The organism is Shimia isoporae, from assembly GCF_004346865.1.
Classification (GTDB): domain Bacteria; phylum Pseudomonadota; class Alphaproteobacteria; order Rhodobacterales; family Rhodobacteraceae; genus Shimia; species Shimia isoporae.
Map to the genome: position 1 here is coordinate 1,519,157 of NZ_SMGR01000001.1, position 14,036 is coordinate 1,533,192.

General features: G+C 55.8%; 14 protein-coding genes and 1 pseudogene. 6 read left to right on the top strand and 9 right to left on the bottom strand.

Annotated features, from left to right (window positions below; translation table 11 throughout):
* Nucleotides 1–3 precede the first annotated feature (3 nt).
* From BXY66_RS07435 to BXY66_RS07450, 4 genes are read right to left on the bottom strand one after another with little or no spacing between them, the layout of a single operon-like run.
* Nucleotides 4–939: a Gfo/Idh/MocA family protein gene (locus BXY66_RS07435; protein ID WP_132859509.1), complete on the bottom strand. Its 936-nt coding sequence runs from the start codon at nt 937–939 to the stop codon at nt 4–6.
* Nucleotides 933–1,724 carry an SDR family NAD(P)-dependent oxidoreductase gene (locus tag BXY66_RS07440; RefSeq protein ID WP_132859510.1) on the bottom strand — a complete coding sequence of 264 codons (792 nt, stop codon included), beginning with the start codon at nt 1,722–1,724 and terminating at the stop codon, nt 933–935. Before BXY66_RS07440 ends, BXY66_RS07435 begins: the two co-directional genes overlap by 7 nt.
* Before the next feature lie 2 nt (nt 1,725–1,726).
* Nucleotides 1,727–2,437, bottom strand: a complete 711-nt coding sequence (locus tag BXY66_RS07445; RefSeq protein WP_132859511.1) for an acylneuraminate cytidylyltransferase family protein — start codon at nt 2,435–2,437, stop codon at nt 1,727–1,729.
* Nucleotides 2,434–3,342: a hypothetical protein gene (locus BXY66_RS07450; RefSeq protein ID WP_132859512.1), complete on the bottom strand. Its 909-nt coding sequence runs from the start codon at nt 3,340–3,342 to the stop codon at nt 2,434–2,436. The genes BXY66_RS07445 and BXY66_RS07450 overlap by 4 nt, the downstream gene beginning before the upstream one ends.
* A gap of 164 nt (nt 3,343–3,506) precedes the next feature.
* On the opposite strand from BXY66_RS07450, the gene BXY66_RS07455 reads away from it, so the two are divergent.
* Nucleotides 3,507–4,487 carry a lysophospholipid acyltransferase family protein gene (locus BXY66_RS07455; protein ID WP_132859513.1) on the top strand — a complete coding sequence of 327 codons (981 nt, stop codon included), beginning with the start codon at nt 3,507–3,509 and terminating at the stop codon, nt 4,485–4,487.
* A gap of 97 nt (nt 4,488–4,584) precedes the next feature.
* Complete coding sequence (locus tag BXY66_RS07460) at nt 4,585–4,764, top strand: hypothetical protein (RefSeq protein WP_132859514.1); 180 nt, start codon at nt 4,585–4,587, stop codon at nt 4,762–4,764.
* A 10-nt stretch (nt 4,765–4,774) separates the two neighbouring features.
* Here BXY66_RS07460 and BXY66_RS07465 read toward each other — a convergent pair whose 3' ends face one another.
* Nucleotides 4,775–5,491 carry an RlmE family RNA methyltransferase gene (locus BXY66_RS07465; RefSeq protein ID WP_132859515.1) on the bottom strand — a complete coding sequence of 239 codons (717 nt, stop codon included), beginning with the start codon at nt 5,489–5,491 and terminating at the stop codon, nt 4,775–4,777.
* A gap of 38 nt (nt 5,492–5,529) precedes the next feature.
* Nucleotides 5,530–6,642: a Ppx/GppA phosphatase family protein gene (locus tag BXY66_RS07470; RefSeq protein ID WP_132859516.1), complete on the bottom strand. Its 1,113-nt coding sequence runs from the start codon at nt 6,640–6,642 to the stop codon at nt 5,530–5,532.
* Between the two features lie 247 nt (nt 6,643–6,889).
* Here BXY66_RS07470 and BXY66_RS07475 point away from each other — a divergent pair, with 247 nt between their 5' ends.
* From BXY66_RS07475 to BXY66_RS07485, 3 genes are read left to right on the top strand one after another with little or no spacing between them, the layout of a single operon-like run.
* Complete coding sequence (locus tag BXY66_RS07475) at nt 6,890–7,186, top strand: virulence factor (protein WP_132859517.1); 297 nt, start codon at nt 6,890–6,892, stop codon at nt 7,184–7,186.
* 26 nt (nt 7,187–7,212) lie between these two features.
* Complete coding sequence (locus BXY66_RS07480; RefSeq protein ID WP_132860376.1) at nt 7,213–8,139, top strand: methylenetetrahydrofolate reductase; 927 nt, start codon at nt 7,213–7,215, stop codon at nt 8,137–8,139.
* Between the two features lie 9 nt (nt 8,140–8,148).
* A complete protein-coding gene (locus BXY66_RS07485; protein WP_132859518.1) occupies nt 8,149–9,222 on the top strand; it encodes a methyltetrahydrofolate cobalamin methyltransferase in 1,074 nt (357 codons plus the stop codon).
* Between the two features lie 47 nt (nt 9,223–9,269).
* On the opposite strand, the pseudogene BXY66_RS07490 reads toward BXY66_RS07485, so the two are convergent.
* Both BXY66_RS07490 and BXY66_RS07495 read right to left on the bottom strand, forming a co-directional pair.
* Nucleotides 9,270–9,431, bottom strand: a pseudogene (locus BXY66_RS07490) (hypothetical protein); the annotation flags it as partial.
* A gap of 273 nt (nt 9,432–9,704) precedes the next feature.
* Nucleotides 9,705–11,303, bottom strand: a complete 1,599-nt coding sequence (locus tag BXY66_RS07495) for an AMP-binding protein (RefSeq protein WP_165929118.1) — start codon at nt 11,301–11,303, stop codon at nt 9,705–9,707.
* A gap of 99 nt (nt 11,304–11,402) precedes the next feature.
* Here BXY66_RS07495 and cls point away from each other — a divergent pair, with 99 nt between their 5' ends.
* Nucleotides 11,403–12,812, top strand: coding sequence for a cardiolipin synthase (gene cls, locus BXY66_RS07500; RefSeq protein WP_132859521.1), 1,410 nt, complete (start codon nt 11,403–11,405; stop codon nt 12,810–12,812).
* Here the strand turns inward: cls and BXY66_RS07505 are convergent.
* On the bottom strand, nt 12,809–13,633 hold the full coding sequence (locus BXY66_RS07505) for a YihY/virulence factor BrkB family protein (RefSeq protein ID WP_165929119.1): 825 nt from the start codon (nt 13,631–13,633) through the stop codon (nt 12,809–12,811). The genes cls and BXY66_RS07505 overlap by 4 nt on opposite strands.
* Between the last annotated feature and the right edge of the window lie 403 nt (nt 13,634–14,036).

The following is a 14,036-nucleotide window of genomic DNA, read 5'->3' on the forward strand; positions in this document are numbered from 1 at the left end:
CCGTTAGGACATGTCCATTTCGATAACACCGGAAAATTTCCGGTTTTCCCATGCACGCGCCAGCATCAAACTGCTTTCAAACATACGGTCAAACCTGGGCATCAAGGGATTTTCCGATGTGTTTTTCCCGCGCACAAGAGCAAGAAAATCCACCATCATTTCGACGAACATATCATTGCGATCAAAAGCATAGGAAACGGACTTCGTGTCGTTTCCATCTGCAATCCGCACCTCTGGCACCAAAAAATCAAGGTCGAGCACTTCGTCCCGACCTCTCAATCCCGCCCGACGTAGCGAATGCGGGCTGATGTAGTCCATAGTGACAGAGCCAACCACGCCTTGTGTTCCTGACAGGTACAAACGTGTCGCAAAATCTACACCCGGAAAATCCTTGTGACCCACACAATCGACGGACTCCAGAGTCAAACCGGGAAACAAGGCCAGGGCGAGATCCGCCTCATGGCTCAAATCCATCAACACGCCACCGCCTTCCGGGTCGGCAGCGTAACTCCCTGCAAACGACCAGTTTTCACGCCATTGGCGAACATCGTGCCCGATTTCGAATTGAAAGGCATAAACTTGCGATAGATCCCGCGCCGCCAAATCGCGCACCGCCGGATGATAGCGCATCATAAAGCCTACCATTGACCGATCCGCCACAGGCGCTCCTGCATCGTGGATCGCCTCAACCTGATCAACGCGCCAAGCCAGCGGCTTTTCTGCATAAAAAGGCCAGTTATTTCTCGCGCACATTTCAATCAGTTCAAGCCTGATCGGCGTTGAAGTCGCGATGACCACCGCCTCTATGTCCGTCCGCGCCTCAAAAACGCTCCGGTCAAATCCACGCCAACCGATCAGTTCCGCGGTTTCACCAAGCCCTTCAAGGTTGCTAGCATGTCGCTTGCCGATCGATCCTGCACCGATTACGGCAATCACCATGCCGAAAAACCGCCGTCCACATTGACCATCTGGCCAGTCATATGGCCGGCCTGAGCGCTGGCAAGAAACAGCATCACATCCGCAATCTCGTCAGGCTGAGCCATACGGTTTTGCATGATCAGTTCACCGACGCGACGCTGGAACTCTTCGCTGTGGCCATTGAAAACGGCTCCGGGCGAGATCGTGTTCACGGTCGCATCGCGTTGTGCCCAATATCCCGCAAGCCAGACTGTCAGCCCATGAATACCGGCCTTAGAAACACCATAGGCCGAGAAGTTCTTGAACGGCATGCCATCGTAAATGGGGTGGTGCGCACCATTCAAAGCATACATCGATGCCACATTAATAAGGCTCGCCGGGTATTTTCCGATGATATCGCGGTCCATCTGGCGCGCGATCATGAAGGCACCTGTTAGGTTGGTGCGCATGGTGCGTTCAAAATCACTGACCGACGTGTCGGCGAAGTCTGGGAACGGTTGCCCTGCCCCCATTAACATTTCGCCGGTGATGGCTGCGTTATTGAGAACAACATTGGGTTGCCACCCATCCGCCATGACCTTCTGGAAAATACCGGTGACCGCATCTTCATCACCCACATCAAGGTGATAGAAGCCAAAGTCAGGATTGTCGCCATGCGCTTCAACCAGTGCGTCCGCACGCGCCCCTTCCAAATCGGTCGCAACGACCTTTGCACCTTCGTCCAGCATCCGGCGGACATATGTACTGCCCAAGACCCCCCCTGAACCGGTGATAAAAACCGTGCGTCCGTTCAGTTGATTGCCCATGTTTATTCGTCCTCGTCTCGTTTTAGGAAGTCGGCCAGCAAAAACTCGACCATGGCGAAATCCAATGGCGAGTCGATGTCGATACAACGCTCAGCCGGCATTTCAAACGGGATCACCCGCCCCTCATAGATTGTCTCGGCGGTCCGCAGGTAATCTGGCGCAACCACATACGTGCTGGCGGCATGTTCATAGACCGTCGGCGCCGCTTGACGCGCCCAGACACCGCCGGGCAATGGTTTTGAAACATGCAAAGCCCCGGTCTCATCCGGTTCGACCAGATTGAAATACGGATTCTTGCGAGCCTCACAAACACTCATCACCATGTCTGGTCTTTCGCTCTCGAAAAGAGTCAGCGCACCTGTGATGTCTTCCGCAAGCCGCAACGGCGATGTGCAGTCCAAATCGAGAAAAGCGGTCACTTCCTGTCCGCATGCATCCTGTCCCGACTGCATGGCATGTTGCCAAACTCCCCATTTGGGCGCCGTGTCGGTGGCCAGATGCGCAGGACGCAACCCAATCTTCAAAGCGCCCTTGGCCACGGCATGTTCATAGATTTCCTCGTCATCGGTCGAAACAACGACCTCATCGACCATTGGATGGGCAAACAGTTGATCCAACGACCAATCGATCAAAGGTTTGCCGTTCAGTTCGCGAAAGTTTTTGCGCACCACACCTTTGGAGCCTTTGCGCGCCCCGATATGTCCAAGGATCATGCCCCTGTCTCCTTCCGTCCCGCGTCTAGCGCGCGGTAGTACCCCAACAGCCGTGATTTCATCGGACCAATGGCTTTTTCCGACCAGATGAGCCGTCGGCCCTTCTTATCCACCACTTCGGTGCCTTCTTCCATAGCCAGCAAAGCGTCTCCTTTGACTTCGATGCCGGGCAAGGTCACGGCAAGCAGACCGGCCCACCGACGCCGCACCCAAGGCAAGCTTGCACGGGTAAGGATCAACCAGCGCCAGGGCAACATGAATTCGGTCGGGAATTTGACTGCAACGTCCCTTGGAATGCGCTGAAGATGCTCCTGCGCGCACCAACTCATAAACCGTTCATCAGCAATCATCGGCCGTGCTTTGATGCCACCGAGCCGTGTGAACATCTCGTGCCATTTCTCGGCGATGTAACCGCACTCCCTCGGATGGTAGACGACGATTGATGAATTCCCGCGAGCATACTTTCGGCCATTGGTTATCTTGAAAATGAACCGCCCGATTTTTCCAATCGGTATCACCGCGCTCTGGAACAAAATCACCGCTTGATCGGTTTTCGGCAAGCTCAGCAGCCGCGCAAGATCACCAAGAACAACAGTGTCGATATCCACATACACAGCGGGAAGGTCGCGCGGCACGACACCCGCCTCAAACATCGAAAGTTTCGCGTGGCAGCCGGGACCGATCATTTCCGGTTTGATAAATCCCTCGGGAAAGGTCTTAACGACGACATCTTCGGCCAGTCCGGGCCTGTCCCTATCGGTTATCAAAACGGGACGAAATGGCTGACTGGCCTTTTCCCGCACCGTGTCTATCAGCCGGTTGACCTCGCGCACAGAGTATTTCGTGCCCCAAAGAACAATCACCAGTTGCCATGTCGGAAGCGGCTGTTCAATCGGTTGCGCCATAAGTTAAGTCCAGTCGACAAATCAAAAAAATACTGCGGTTTCAAATACGAACGCACCCACAGTCTTGCAACCACATTCCACATGACACCTTGCGAAGGTTCATACAGAGCACTAAATAACCGTCCTTAGTTTAACCCAAAGAATTCCGCGCAGGAACCACACAAATGAGCGCCAAGTTGGACGACCTTCGCCACAAAATCAGCGACCGGATAATCCGTGGCTTTCTTGGGCTGGCGCGCCTTTTGCCATACGACAAGCGTATCAGCTTCGGTGGCTGGTTCGCAACGCGCATCGTTGCCCCCATCAGCGGAAACCGCAAACGCATCCGCGAAAACCTCGCGCTTGTTATGCCGGAGCTGACCGCTGAGGAGCGTGAAAAGATCGTGATCCAGTCTCCGGACACAATGGGTCGCATGCTCATGGAAACCTACGCCAGTGACGAATTCCTCGAACGTGTTGGCAAAGCGCCCGTGGTCGGTCCGGGTAACGAAATACTGGAAAAGGCCCACGCAGAAGGCCGTGGCGCGCTCTTGGTCACGGGGCACTTTGGAAACTACTTGGCCGTCCGAGGCTCTTTCCTGTCTCGTGGCATTCCAATCGGCGTGCTCTACAAACCCATGTCCAACCCCTACTTCAACGAGCATTATGTTTCAGCGATGGCGGACTTCGGGGAACCTATGTTTGAGCGCGGACGCCGCGGAATGTCTAATATGATCAAGCACTTGCGCAAAGGCGGCTTTGTCGGAATTGTGCATGACCAGCGCATCCATGGTGCACCGCTCTACGAATTTATGGGCAAGCCGGCCCAAACAGCGGAATCCGCTGCGGAACTGGCGTTGAAATACAAGGTCGACCTCGTCCCCTGCTATGGCGTGCGACAGGAAGATGGCAACTACATGGTCATAACCGAGGCCCCAATCCCGCACACCAACGCGGAAGAAATGACCAAAGCACTCAACGAAAGCCTCGAAGCACAAATACGGGCCAACCCCGGGCAATGGATGTGGACGCACAACCGCTGGCTCGGAGCGGGCAACGACACAACAGCCGACCGTAAACGCAAACAAGTCGAAGCCGAAATCATCGCGGCACAAAGGGCTAAAAAGAAAGCCAAAATCGACGCGGAAGGCGTGACCAAGAAATAGCCCCAATTAGGGGCCAATTTGGCCATTCACTTCTGAAAAAAGGCAACTCTGCCAGTGATCCGCCTGCTCGCGGTCACGCTGCCAATGGAGAATAGCCTTGAGACACGTGTCTGCCGCCGCTTTGGTGCAGTCGTCCCGTTTTGCACGACTGTTTGAATTGATCCGTCAGGAAAACCTACGCGACCAGCAAGAAGCGCCCCGCGTCGAAGACCAACGAGACTTCGTCAACGATTTCCTGATGAAATCTGCTCAAGCCTCGCTTCACCGCGCAGCGTAAAGGGTTAGGTTCACCCTCTAAACCCTGTTGCTACAACAAATTTTTCCGAACTGTCAGAACGACTGCTTGGCGGCTTATAGTTGGCGACTTTTGTGAACTTCTGTTTCAACAGCTTCTGCAGCTCACCTTCAGCGCCGCCTGCCAAAACCTTTGCGACAAAAGTGCCGCCGTCTTCCAGCACGTCAAAGGCGAAATAGGCAGCCGCTTCGCAGAGCGAGATAATCCTCAGATGGTCCGTCTGCTTGTGTCCGGAACTGGCCGCCGCCATGTCGCTCATCACCACATCGGCTTTGCCGCCCAGCCATTCTTTCACTTTGACGTCGGCTTCGTCTTCCATGAAATCCAGCTGGTGAATGTCACATCCCGCAAGCGGCTCCACTTCTTGCAAGTCGATTCCCAGAATGGTGCCGACTTTCTTGCCGGATTTTTCGCCCAAAGCGTTCACACGCGGCACCGCAACCTGCATCCAGCCTCCCGGTGCACAGCCAAGGTCGACGACCCGCGCGCCTGGTACCAAGAACCGGTACTTGTCATCGATCTCCATGATCTTGAACGCCGCACGCCCGCGATAACCTTCCGCCTTCGCGCGCTGCACATAGGGATCGTTCAACTGCCGTTGCAACCAACGGGTGGAGCTCAATTTGCGGCCGCGAGCGGTTTTCACCTTCACGGTCAGATCGCGCATACCGCGCCCACTTGTATTTTTGCCAGTTGGTTTCTTAGCCATCATTTCACCTCAAGAGGTCTCGGACGCCGTCGTCTATATCAATATGGACCGTCTTCCAACACGCCATCTGCACTCATTTGGGCATAAAGCAGCCCTTCGCGCAGTCCCCGATCCGCCACCGAAAGGCGTGTCGTCGGCCAGCATCGCAACAGCGCTTGCAAAATCGCAGACCCTGACATGATCAACGCGTGTCGATCCTGTCCAATCCGTGGATCATTCCGACGACCTTTGGGGCCAAGCTCCAGGTATCCGCGAATGACCTTGTCTATCTGATCGCTGGTCATCCGCAATCCATCCACTTTGGTGCGGTCATATCTCCGCAACCCAAGGTGGCTGGCCGCCACAGTGGTCACCGTGCCACTGGTACCGACAATCTGAAACCCTTCACTGGGAGGCGCATCTTTATACGGCGCGAACTCTTCAAGGTTTTCCTCAAAGAACCAGCTCATCAGGGCAAAGCGTGCAGCGTCATCTTCCACATCACGAAACTGGTCGCGCAAAGTTGCCACCCCGAGCGGCACGGAAATCCAATCAACAACCTTTGCCCCCGGGAACGGGCTGTCATCATTTCGGAACCCGCTGCGTAACCGCATGATCGCGCTTGGGCGGTCGCGCCTTGGCACGGACGTCAGATCGATCCAAACCAATTCGGTCGATCCCCCACCGATATCAACAACCAAAAGCTGCTCGGTTTTGGTGCTAACCAGCGGCGCACAGGAAATAACGGCAAGCCGCGCTTCTTCCTCAGGTGGAATAATCTCAAGCGCAAGACCCGTTTCGCGACGCACCTGACGGATAAAGTCCCGACTGTTCTTGGCACGACGGCAAGCTTCAGTCGCAACGAGGCGCATGCGCTTGACCTTATGTCGCTTGAGTTTTTGCTGGCAGATACGAAGCGCCTGAATCGTCCGCCGCATGGAGCCGCGCGACAACCGTCCCGTGGTCTCAAGGCCGGAGCCAAGCTGGACAGACTTGCTAAAGCTGTCCACCACATGGATCTGGCTGCCCTTCGGCTGGGCAATCAGCATGCGGCAACTGTTCGTGCCCAAATCAAGCGCCGCATAGAGCGTGCTGGGATCAGGCGGTTTCGGCGCGGGGCTCTCAACCGGTTTCGGGAACGCGCCCGCACCTTCGGGACGCTTGGGCGCCATTTTTACGCCCTCCATATCGTGTTGAGATCAACGTAGTATCTCCGCTGGCCACGCGCAATCCCCGCCCGCCGGCAGCGCCTCAACTTCTTCATGCAAAAGTTTCAAGCGCCGGTCCCTGTGCAGCCCGCCACCTCAGCGCTACAAGGGCGAGAGGTCGCGGAAAGCGATCACCTTGTCGAAAATAAGCCAAACCGGTCGGCGCGTCTGACTTACGAATAATCCTACCAACATCGGAGGAATCACCGAAATGCCCGACGTCACCATCGTCTATTGGCGCGACATTCCAGCCCAGGTCATCGTGGGCAAAGGCCGTCGCGGCGCCAAGAAACCGTTGGCCGAACGCTTTGAACAGGCGATCGACCGCGCGGCGATGAAGATCGGAGCATCAGACACCGACGCCTATCTGGCAGAGTGGCGCAAGGGGGATCCTTATCCGGTAGAGGGAGAGGCGCAGGCGGTTTGCGATAGCGAAGTGGCCCGGCTCGAAGCAGAGTTCGATCAGGAGCGCATCAAAGCGCTGATCGCAAATGAAGGCTGGGCATGACACGCCCCTCCATCTGGGAGGCCGCAATGGCTTTGTTGAATTTCAAGCGCAAGAGCGACGAGACCACCACCTCGACACCTGAAATGGAGGCCTTCCTTCAGGGGTATTCCATTGAAGTGATGCCTCGCACCGCCGCCAAGGTCGAAGACTTCCGCGCGCTTTTGCCTGCTGGTACCCGCGTGTACATCGCCCACATCGAAGGCACCCCGATCGAGGACATGGTCGCCACCGCCAAGCGTATCGCGAACGAGGGATATGATGTCATGCCCCACTTCCCGGCGCGCATCATCAAGGACAAGGCCACACTGGAAAACTGGATCGCCATGTATCAGGGCGAAGCCGGCGTGAAACAGGCTCTGATGCTCGCAGGTGGCGTCGCAGAACCACACGGTGAGTTTTCCGACTCCATGCAGCTTCTTGACACCGGCTTGTTTGACAAGGCGGGCTTTACCCGCCTGCACGTGGCCGGTCACCCAGAGGGAAACAAGGACATCGATCCATCGGGCGGGTCCGCAAATGTGGACGCGGCGCTTCAGTGGAAACAGGAGTTTTCCCAGCGTACAGACGCCCAAATGGCCCTTGCGACCCAGTTCGCGTTCGAGGCCGGTCCGATCATCGAATGGGCCAACGGTGTAAAGGCCTCTGGCGTCGATATCCCGATCCACATCGGCATTGCAGGTCCGGCGAAACTGCAAACATTGATCAAATTTGCTATCGCTTGCGGCGTGGGCCCGTCTCTCAAAGTGCTGCAGAAGCGCGCGATGGACGTCTCCAAATTGCTTTTGCCCTACGAACCGACCGACGTTCTCACCGAACTCGCCGCCCACAAGGCAGCAAACCCCGACTTCAACATTGAGTCGGTGCACTTCTTCCCCCTCGGCGGCATCAAGACCAATGCCAACTGGGCCATCGAAAATGGCGGCGCTGCAACGCAGCCTGCAAACGCGAATTAAGGACAGCGCATGACCCGCACAATTATCGAATCCGAAACCAAAACCGCGATCATGGGTTTTGACCAGCCCTTCACGGTTATTGGAGAGCGCATCAACCCGACGGGCCGCAAGATCCTGAACGCCGAGCTCGAGGCCGGTGATTTTTCCCGCGTTCAGTCTGACGCACTTGCACAGGTCGCAGCTGGCGCCACAGTTCTGGACATCAATTCCGGAGCCGTCTTCTCCAATAAAATGGCCGAAGACCCACGTTACGCTGACAACAACTTCGTCGAGCCGGACCTGATGCGCCAGCTGGTCGAAAAAGTGCAGGAAGTGACCGATTGCCCGCTCTGTATCGACAGCTCCGTACCCGGCGCCCTCGAAGCTGGCCTTGAAGCCGCCAAAGGCCGCCCGTTGCTGAATTCAGTAACTGGCGAGGAAGAGCGCCTCGAAATGGTCCTTCCGCTCGTGAAGAAATACAACGTGCCCGTGGTTGCCATCTCGAACGATGACACCGGTATCTCAGAAGACCCGGAAGTCCGCTTTGCCGTGGCAAAGAAAATCGTCGAACGCGCCGCCGATTTCGGCATTCCGGCGCATGATATCGTCGTCGACCCGCTTGTGATGCCGATCGGGGCGATGGGCACTGCCGGCCTGCAGGTTTTCGAACTGAACCGCCGACTGCGTAACGAATTGGGCGTGAACACCACTTGCGGTGCGTCCAACATTTCCTTCGGGCTGCCAAACCGTCACGGCATCAACAACGCCTTCCTGCCCATGGCGATGGCAACAGGCATGACGTCGGCGATCATGAACCCGATCGCCCTACCCGTTGGCCCCAAAAAGCTCGCAGAAAAGAAAGCCGAAGTGGAAGCGGCAGGCATCATCCTTCCAGCAGATATGGATGACGAAGCCTTCTGCGCCATGTTCGGCCTCGGCTCCACCAAGCCAAAGGCAGGCAAGGAAATGGAGGCCATCCGCGCCGCCAACTTCCTGACCAATAACGACGATGGCGGTGCAGAATGGATCCGCTTCAACAAGCCGCCCGCCGCAGCAGGTGAAGAAGGCGGTCGCGGCGGTCGTCGCCGGCGCCGTCGGGCTTGATCTTTCAGTGAACCAGATGAAAGGCGGGCTTGGCGCCCGCCTTTTTTCTATCCGCTGATCAATTCCTCAACCGACAAATTGAACCGGTTGAGCGCATCTTCAAACCGTCCAAAGAGATGGCTCCGGTTGCCTCGACTTGCAAATCCAGCCTGGATTTCCTCGCCCAACTCGAAATCTTCCATCAAAGTCACCATCGTAATTTGATGGTTTTTCTCCCAATAGTCCTCCGGTTGCTCCGCTTACTCTGGCGCCAAGGTTACCAGCCGCAATGTTGTAAGCCCCTCGTCCTTCGGTGTGCCCTGAATCCAAATGACATGGTCCTACTGAACCAAAAGCTGGCAACTCGGCATCAGTGTGTAGAGCAAATTTGCAGGTTCCCTGATCGACCACTTTGCTTCGTCAGTGGCCCTCAAGTCCGCCAGCGTTGCGCTCGGTAAAATAGGCCCTCAGAACTGATATCTTTTCCGTTCTAAATCAGCCTCTTATCCGCGCTTCTTCAATGAGCGAAAATCGTATGCACTCTCTGTCGGATTCTCACCTTCGGCAAACATTGCGTGTTTCTGAACCTTCTGCGTACCCGTGACAGGCACTTCTGGTACAAACCGTAGCCAACCGGGCGCCTTAAAATAGGCCAATCTCTCAAAGCAATGATCAAAGAGTTCTTTGGCCGCGACTTCGTCGTCACGAGAAATACTCTGAACGCAAGCCATAACCTCTTCATCCCGCATGTCGTCCGAGACCGCTATAACGGCAACTCGCTCAACATTCGGGTGGTCCTGCAGGCAAGCTTCGATCTCGGCGGCAGCAATGTTTTCGCCTGACCGACGGATGATGTTTTTCTTGCGATCGACAAAGTAAATCATGTCGTTTTCGTCCATCGTGACCGTGTCTCCGGTGTGAAACCATCCCCCGCGCCAGGCTTTTTCAGTTTCTTCAGGCAGGTTCAGGTACCCCGAAAACGCACCCTTGCGAGGTGTCGCCGCACTGTGACGCAAAACCATCTCACCAGCCGTTCCACGAGGCACCTCGTTGTCTTGGTCGTCGACCACCCGCACCTCAAGACCAGCCTGCGGTCTGCCAATCGCGCGCGTATCAATGCTGCGAGGGTTTTCGTAGTCTCCCAGCAAGCGGCACATTTCTGACATGCCCCAGACTTCTATCAGGGGAAATCCAAAGCGCTCTTCAAATGGACGGTGCAGCGTTGGCTCCACGCCTGCACCGACGGCGAACTCTATTTTGTGTTTACTTTCAAACTCATCCGGAGCGCGGTTCATCAAAGCCGGGATCACAATTCCAAGGTAGTGCGCGGCCGTCGCCTCGGTTTCCACGATCTCCCGCCACCAAGAACTCGCGCTAAAGCGTTCAGGCATAATCTGCGCGCTGCCTGTTTCCATAACCGCAAAGAACAAAAGGATCGCGGCGTTCACATGAAACAACGGCAACGGGCAATACACCCGCGTTTCGCCGGCTTCGAACCGGATCAACCCACCCCGACCCGCATACCATGTTCCCATCTGAACTTCGTAGTCATGGCTCAACATGCACCCTTTCGGCCGGCCAGTCGTGCCGGAGGTGTAGATCAAACTGGCTTCGGTTTCGCCGGACACGGCATTCTGTCGCGGCACAGATGTGGCGGACTGAGGGAACTCAGGCGTATTTTCCGAAAGTTCCACCAAGGGGATTTCCCGACCGCTCTGTGTCAGCCCCTCCTGCATCAAATCCAGCAAATCACCAGTGGTCACGGCCAAAACTGCGCTGCTGTCTTGCAAGAGATAGGCGACCTCTGCGGGTCTGTAATCCGGATTGACCGGAACCCAACTGATCCCCAAGCGGGCAAGCGCCAACTTCCAAACCATCATTTCGGGACGGTTGCCAAGAAGAACGGCAATCCTGTGGCCATGACCGTAGCCTGCGTTGGCCAAAGCGCGAGCAAGTGCATCTACCTTTTGGCCGACCTCTCCATAGCTCCAGCATACGCCTTCGGGGTGATAGCTACGTGATGCATCTGCCGGTACCACGAGTAAAGGAAACGTCTCAAATTCCGCAACGCGTGCCGCAAACAAGGCGCTGATGGTTTCCATAACGCTTTCCTCCCCCTCAATTTCACGCCAAACTAGCCGGACCAGCGGCACTGTCAAACGGAACCGACCGCGCCGTCCCGCAACATAGGCTGACCAGACGTGTTCACTCTCCCCCTTCTTTTTGTTGTTCTTCTCGAGGTGCTTGCGGTGATTTTTGCCTTCCGCGCCTTGACCCATTCCCGCACCCCTCAGGGGGCCGTTGCTTGGGTAGTTTTCCTGGTGGCCGCGCCGTACTTTGCGGTGGTCTCCTACCTCTTTCTGGGTCACTCAAAGGTCCGCGGATACGTGTCCGCACGCCGAGACAGTCAGGACGTTGTAACAGCGATCAATTCCGCCCGCCTCGCACTGCCGCCAAAACCGACCGGACAAACGCGTGATGCGAAGTTGTTTGAAACCGTCGCTGCCAGTCCGGTTCTGGCAGGCAACAAATTCGAATTGCTTGTTGATGGAGAAGAAACCTTTGATGCGATCTTCAAAGCTATTGATTCAGCAAGAGATTACATTCTCATTCAGTTCTACATCGTTCGAGACGACCCCACGGGACGTGCCCTTGCCGACCATTTGATTGCGGCCGCCAAGCGCGGCGTTTCGGTTCGATTTCTCTATGACTCCGTTGGCTGTTCCAGACTCTCCCGGAGCTATATCTCCGACCTCACCAACGCAGGCATCCGTATCCTCGATACAAACGCGCTGCGCGGGCCGACCAAACGGTTTCAAGTCAATTTTCGAAATCACCGCAAAACCTTGGTCGTCGATGGTCATGTCGGATTTACCGGAGGTCTCAACGTCGGCGAAGAGTATATGGGCCGCGACCCCAAGTTTGGCGCCTGGCGCGATACCCACTGCCAGTTCCACGGCCCGCTGGTACAACAACTCCAGCTGATCTTCACCGAAGACTGGCACTGGGCCACTCAGGAAAATCTGATAGACGACCTGAACTGGATCATGGACATTCAGGACGCAGATCAGGATGCCTTAATCCTTGCAGGTGGTCCCGCTGATCCAATGGACACCGGCAACCTTTACTTCAATGCCTGTATTTCCGCCGCAGAGAACCGTATCTGGATCGCTTCTCCCTACTTCGTGCCCGACCCCGACATCATTACCGCATTACAATTGGCCGCACTCAAAGGTCTCGATGTGCGGATACTTTTACCGGCAGAGGCCGATCATTGGATCACATGGCTTGCCGCATTCGCCTATTTCGACGAACTGCGCGACGCGGGCGTTCGGTTTTACAAATACAACGAAGGCTTCATGCACCAGAAATGCGTGCTCGTAGATGACCAAATCGCTTCCGTTGGTACCTTCAATCTCGACAGCCGGTCGTGCCGGTTGAATTTTGAACAGACCGCCATTCTGTTTGACGAACGTGCTGCCAAAGACCTTGAAATCATGTTTGAGGAAGACTTCGCACGCGCTGCGATCCTGACCAAGCCGCTGCATCACCAACCGCTCTGGGTACGCATTTTTGCCCCCGTCGCCCGCCTATTCGCGCCCGTTCTCTAGCGCGATTTCCGCTCTGCCATAAGCTGACCGTTGAACTCTGCCCCGAGCACGAAAACCGCGCTCATGACGTAAAGATACATCAGCGCGGTGATAATGCCGGCTAACCCTGCATAAGTCACTGAATAAGTGGAGAAATTGCTGATGTAGTAGGCAAAACCGTTGGACGCGACCATCCATAGAAACACTGTCAGGACGACGCCTGGTGCAACGTCGCGGAACCGATGTTTCACACCAGGCAGCCAACGGTGACAGGCGTACAGAAAAAACAACAGCAAAACGACGGTGATAAGCCGACGAAATTGGTCGTTACTCAGAATTGACTGGTCAAGCCAAGGAACCAGATCGTCAAAGAAATGCAGCACCAACGGGATGGCAACGCTCAGAATACCGGTCGACAGGATTAGAATTGTACCGACCACCACAAACAAAAGCGCCAAAAGTCGGGTGCGCCAGAACGGGCGCGGATCTTCATCTCGATAGGCTTCCGTGACCACAACACGAATTGCGTCAACTCCGTTGGTGGCAAACACAATCGACAGAACCGCTCCAAAGGTCAGTGATCCCGCTCCGGATTGCAAAACCGCACGCAATTCCTGTTCCACCGGCCCAACGATTTCCGGTGGCCAGTATCCCAGAACGAAATTGATGACCGTATCTACATCCGCATCCGCGCTCAAAGCTGCCGCAAGGGACAGGGCAAAGATACAGAACGGGAAAAGGGCCAGCATAAACGACAGCGCAAGGTGCGAGCTTCGCACGAAACCGCCTTTGCGCTGGAAATGGTCCAGAGCCGCCCAAAACACAGTCAGATAACGTCGCATACGCGCCCTCATAGCCTTCGCCAGATTAGCTATGAGTCCCGCGCCGAGGTCAACCCGAAGGAATTTCGTTAAGCGGCTCTGGCTGCAATCTGGGTACGGCCGGAAAAATTTCCAGATGAGGCAACCGAAAGCCCTATTTTTCATAGGCGGAAATGCGCCCGTCATCCCCAATTCGTGCAGCCAATTGCCCAATGGCAGGTATTCCAAAGGATTGGGGAGAAATTCACATTTCAAAATTTCCAGAACACCCTAAATCAGCATCAAGCAAGGACGACGCGATGTCCATTGCCACACTGATCAGGGGCGCCTTTTCCCTCCTCCCTCCCTCCCTCCAGGGCGACCTTGATCACCGCACCCGTTAGCCTTGGCGGGACAGCGGATCGCAGGCTGCGCGCCTGAACAC

Bases quoted from the DNA above. Each gene is read 5' to 3' on its own strand.
- BXY66_RS07435 (WP_132859509.1), bottom strand. From the start codon at position 939: ATGGTGATTGCCGTAATCGGTGCAGGATCGATCGGCAAGCGACATGCT.
- BXY66_RS07440 (WP_132859510.1), bottom strand. From the start codon at position 1,724: ATGGGCAATCAACTGAACGGACGCACGGTTTTTATCACCGGTTCAGGG.
- BXY66_RS07445 (WP_132859511.1), bottom strand. From the start codon at position 2,437: ATGATCCTTGGACATATCGGGGCGCGCAAAGGCTCCAAAGGTGTGGTG.
- BXY66_RS07450 (WP_132859512.1), bottom strand. From the start codon at position 3,342: ATGGCGCAACCGATTGAACAGCCGCTTCCGACATGGCAACTGGTGATT.
- BXY66_RS07455 (WP_132859513.1), top strand. From the start codon at position 3,507: ATGAGCGCCAAGTTGGACGACCTTCGCCACAAAATCAGCGACCGGATA.
- BXY66_RS07465 (WP_132859515.1), bottom strand. From the start codon at position 5,491: ATGGCTAAGAAACCAACTGGCAAAAATACAAGTGGGCGCGGTATGCGC.
- BXY66_RS07470 (WP_132859516.1), bottom strand. From the start codon at position 6,642: ATGGCGCCCAAGCGTCCCGAAGGTGCGGGCGCGTTCCCGAAACCGGTT.
- BXY66_RS07475 (WP_132859517.1), top strand. From the start codon at position 6,890: ATGCCCGACGTCACCATCGTCTATTGGCGCGACATTCCAGCCCAGGTC.
- BXY66_RS07480 (WP_132860376.1), top strand. From the start codon at position 7,213: ATGGCTTTGTTGAATTTCAAGCGCAAGAGCGACGAGACCACCACCTCG.
- BXY66_RS07485 (WP_132859518.1), top strand. From the start codon at position 8,149: ATGACCCGCACAATTATCGAATCCGAAACCAAAACCGCGATCATGGGT.
- BXY66_RS07495 (WP_165929118.1), bottom strand. From the start codon at position 11,303: ATGGAAACCATCAGCGCCTTGTTTGCGGCACGCGTTGCGGAATTTGAG.
- BXY66_RS07505 (WP_165929119.1), bottom strand. From the start codon at position 13,633: ATGCGACGTTATCTGACTGTGTTTTGGGCGGCTCTGGACCATTTCCAG.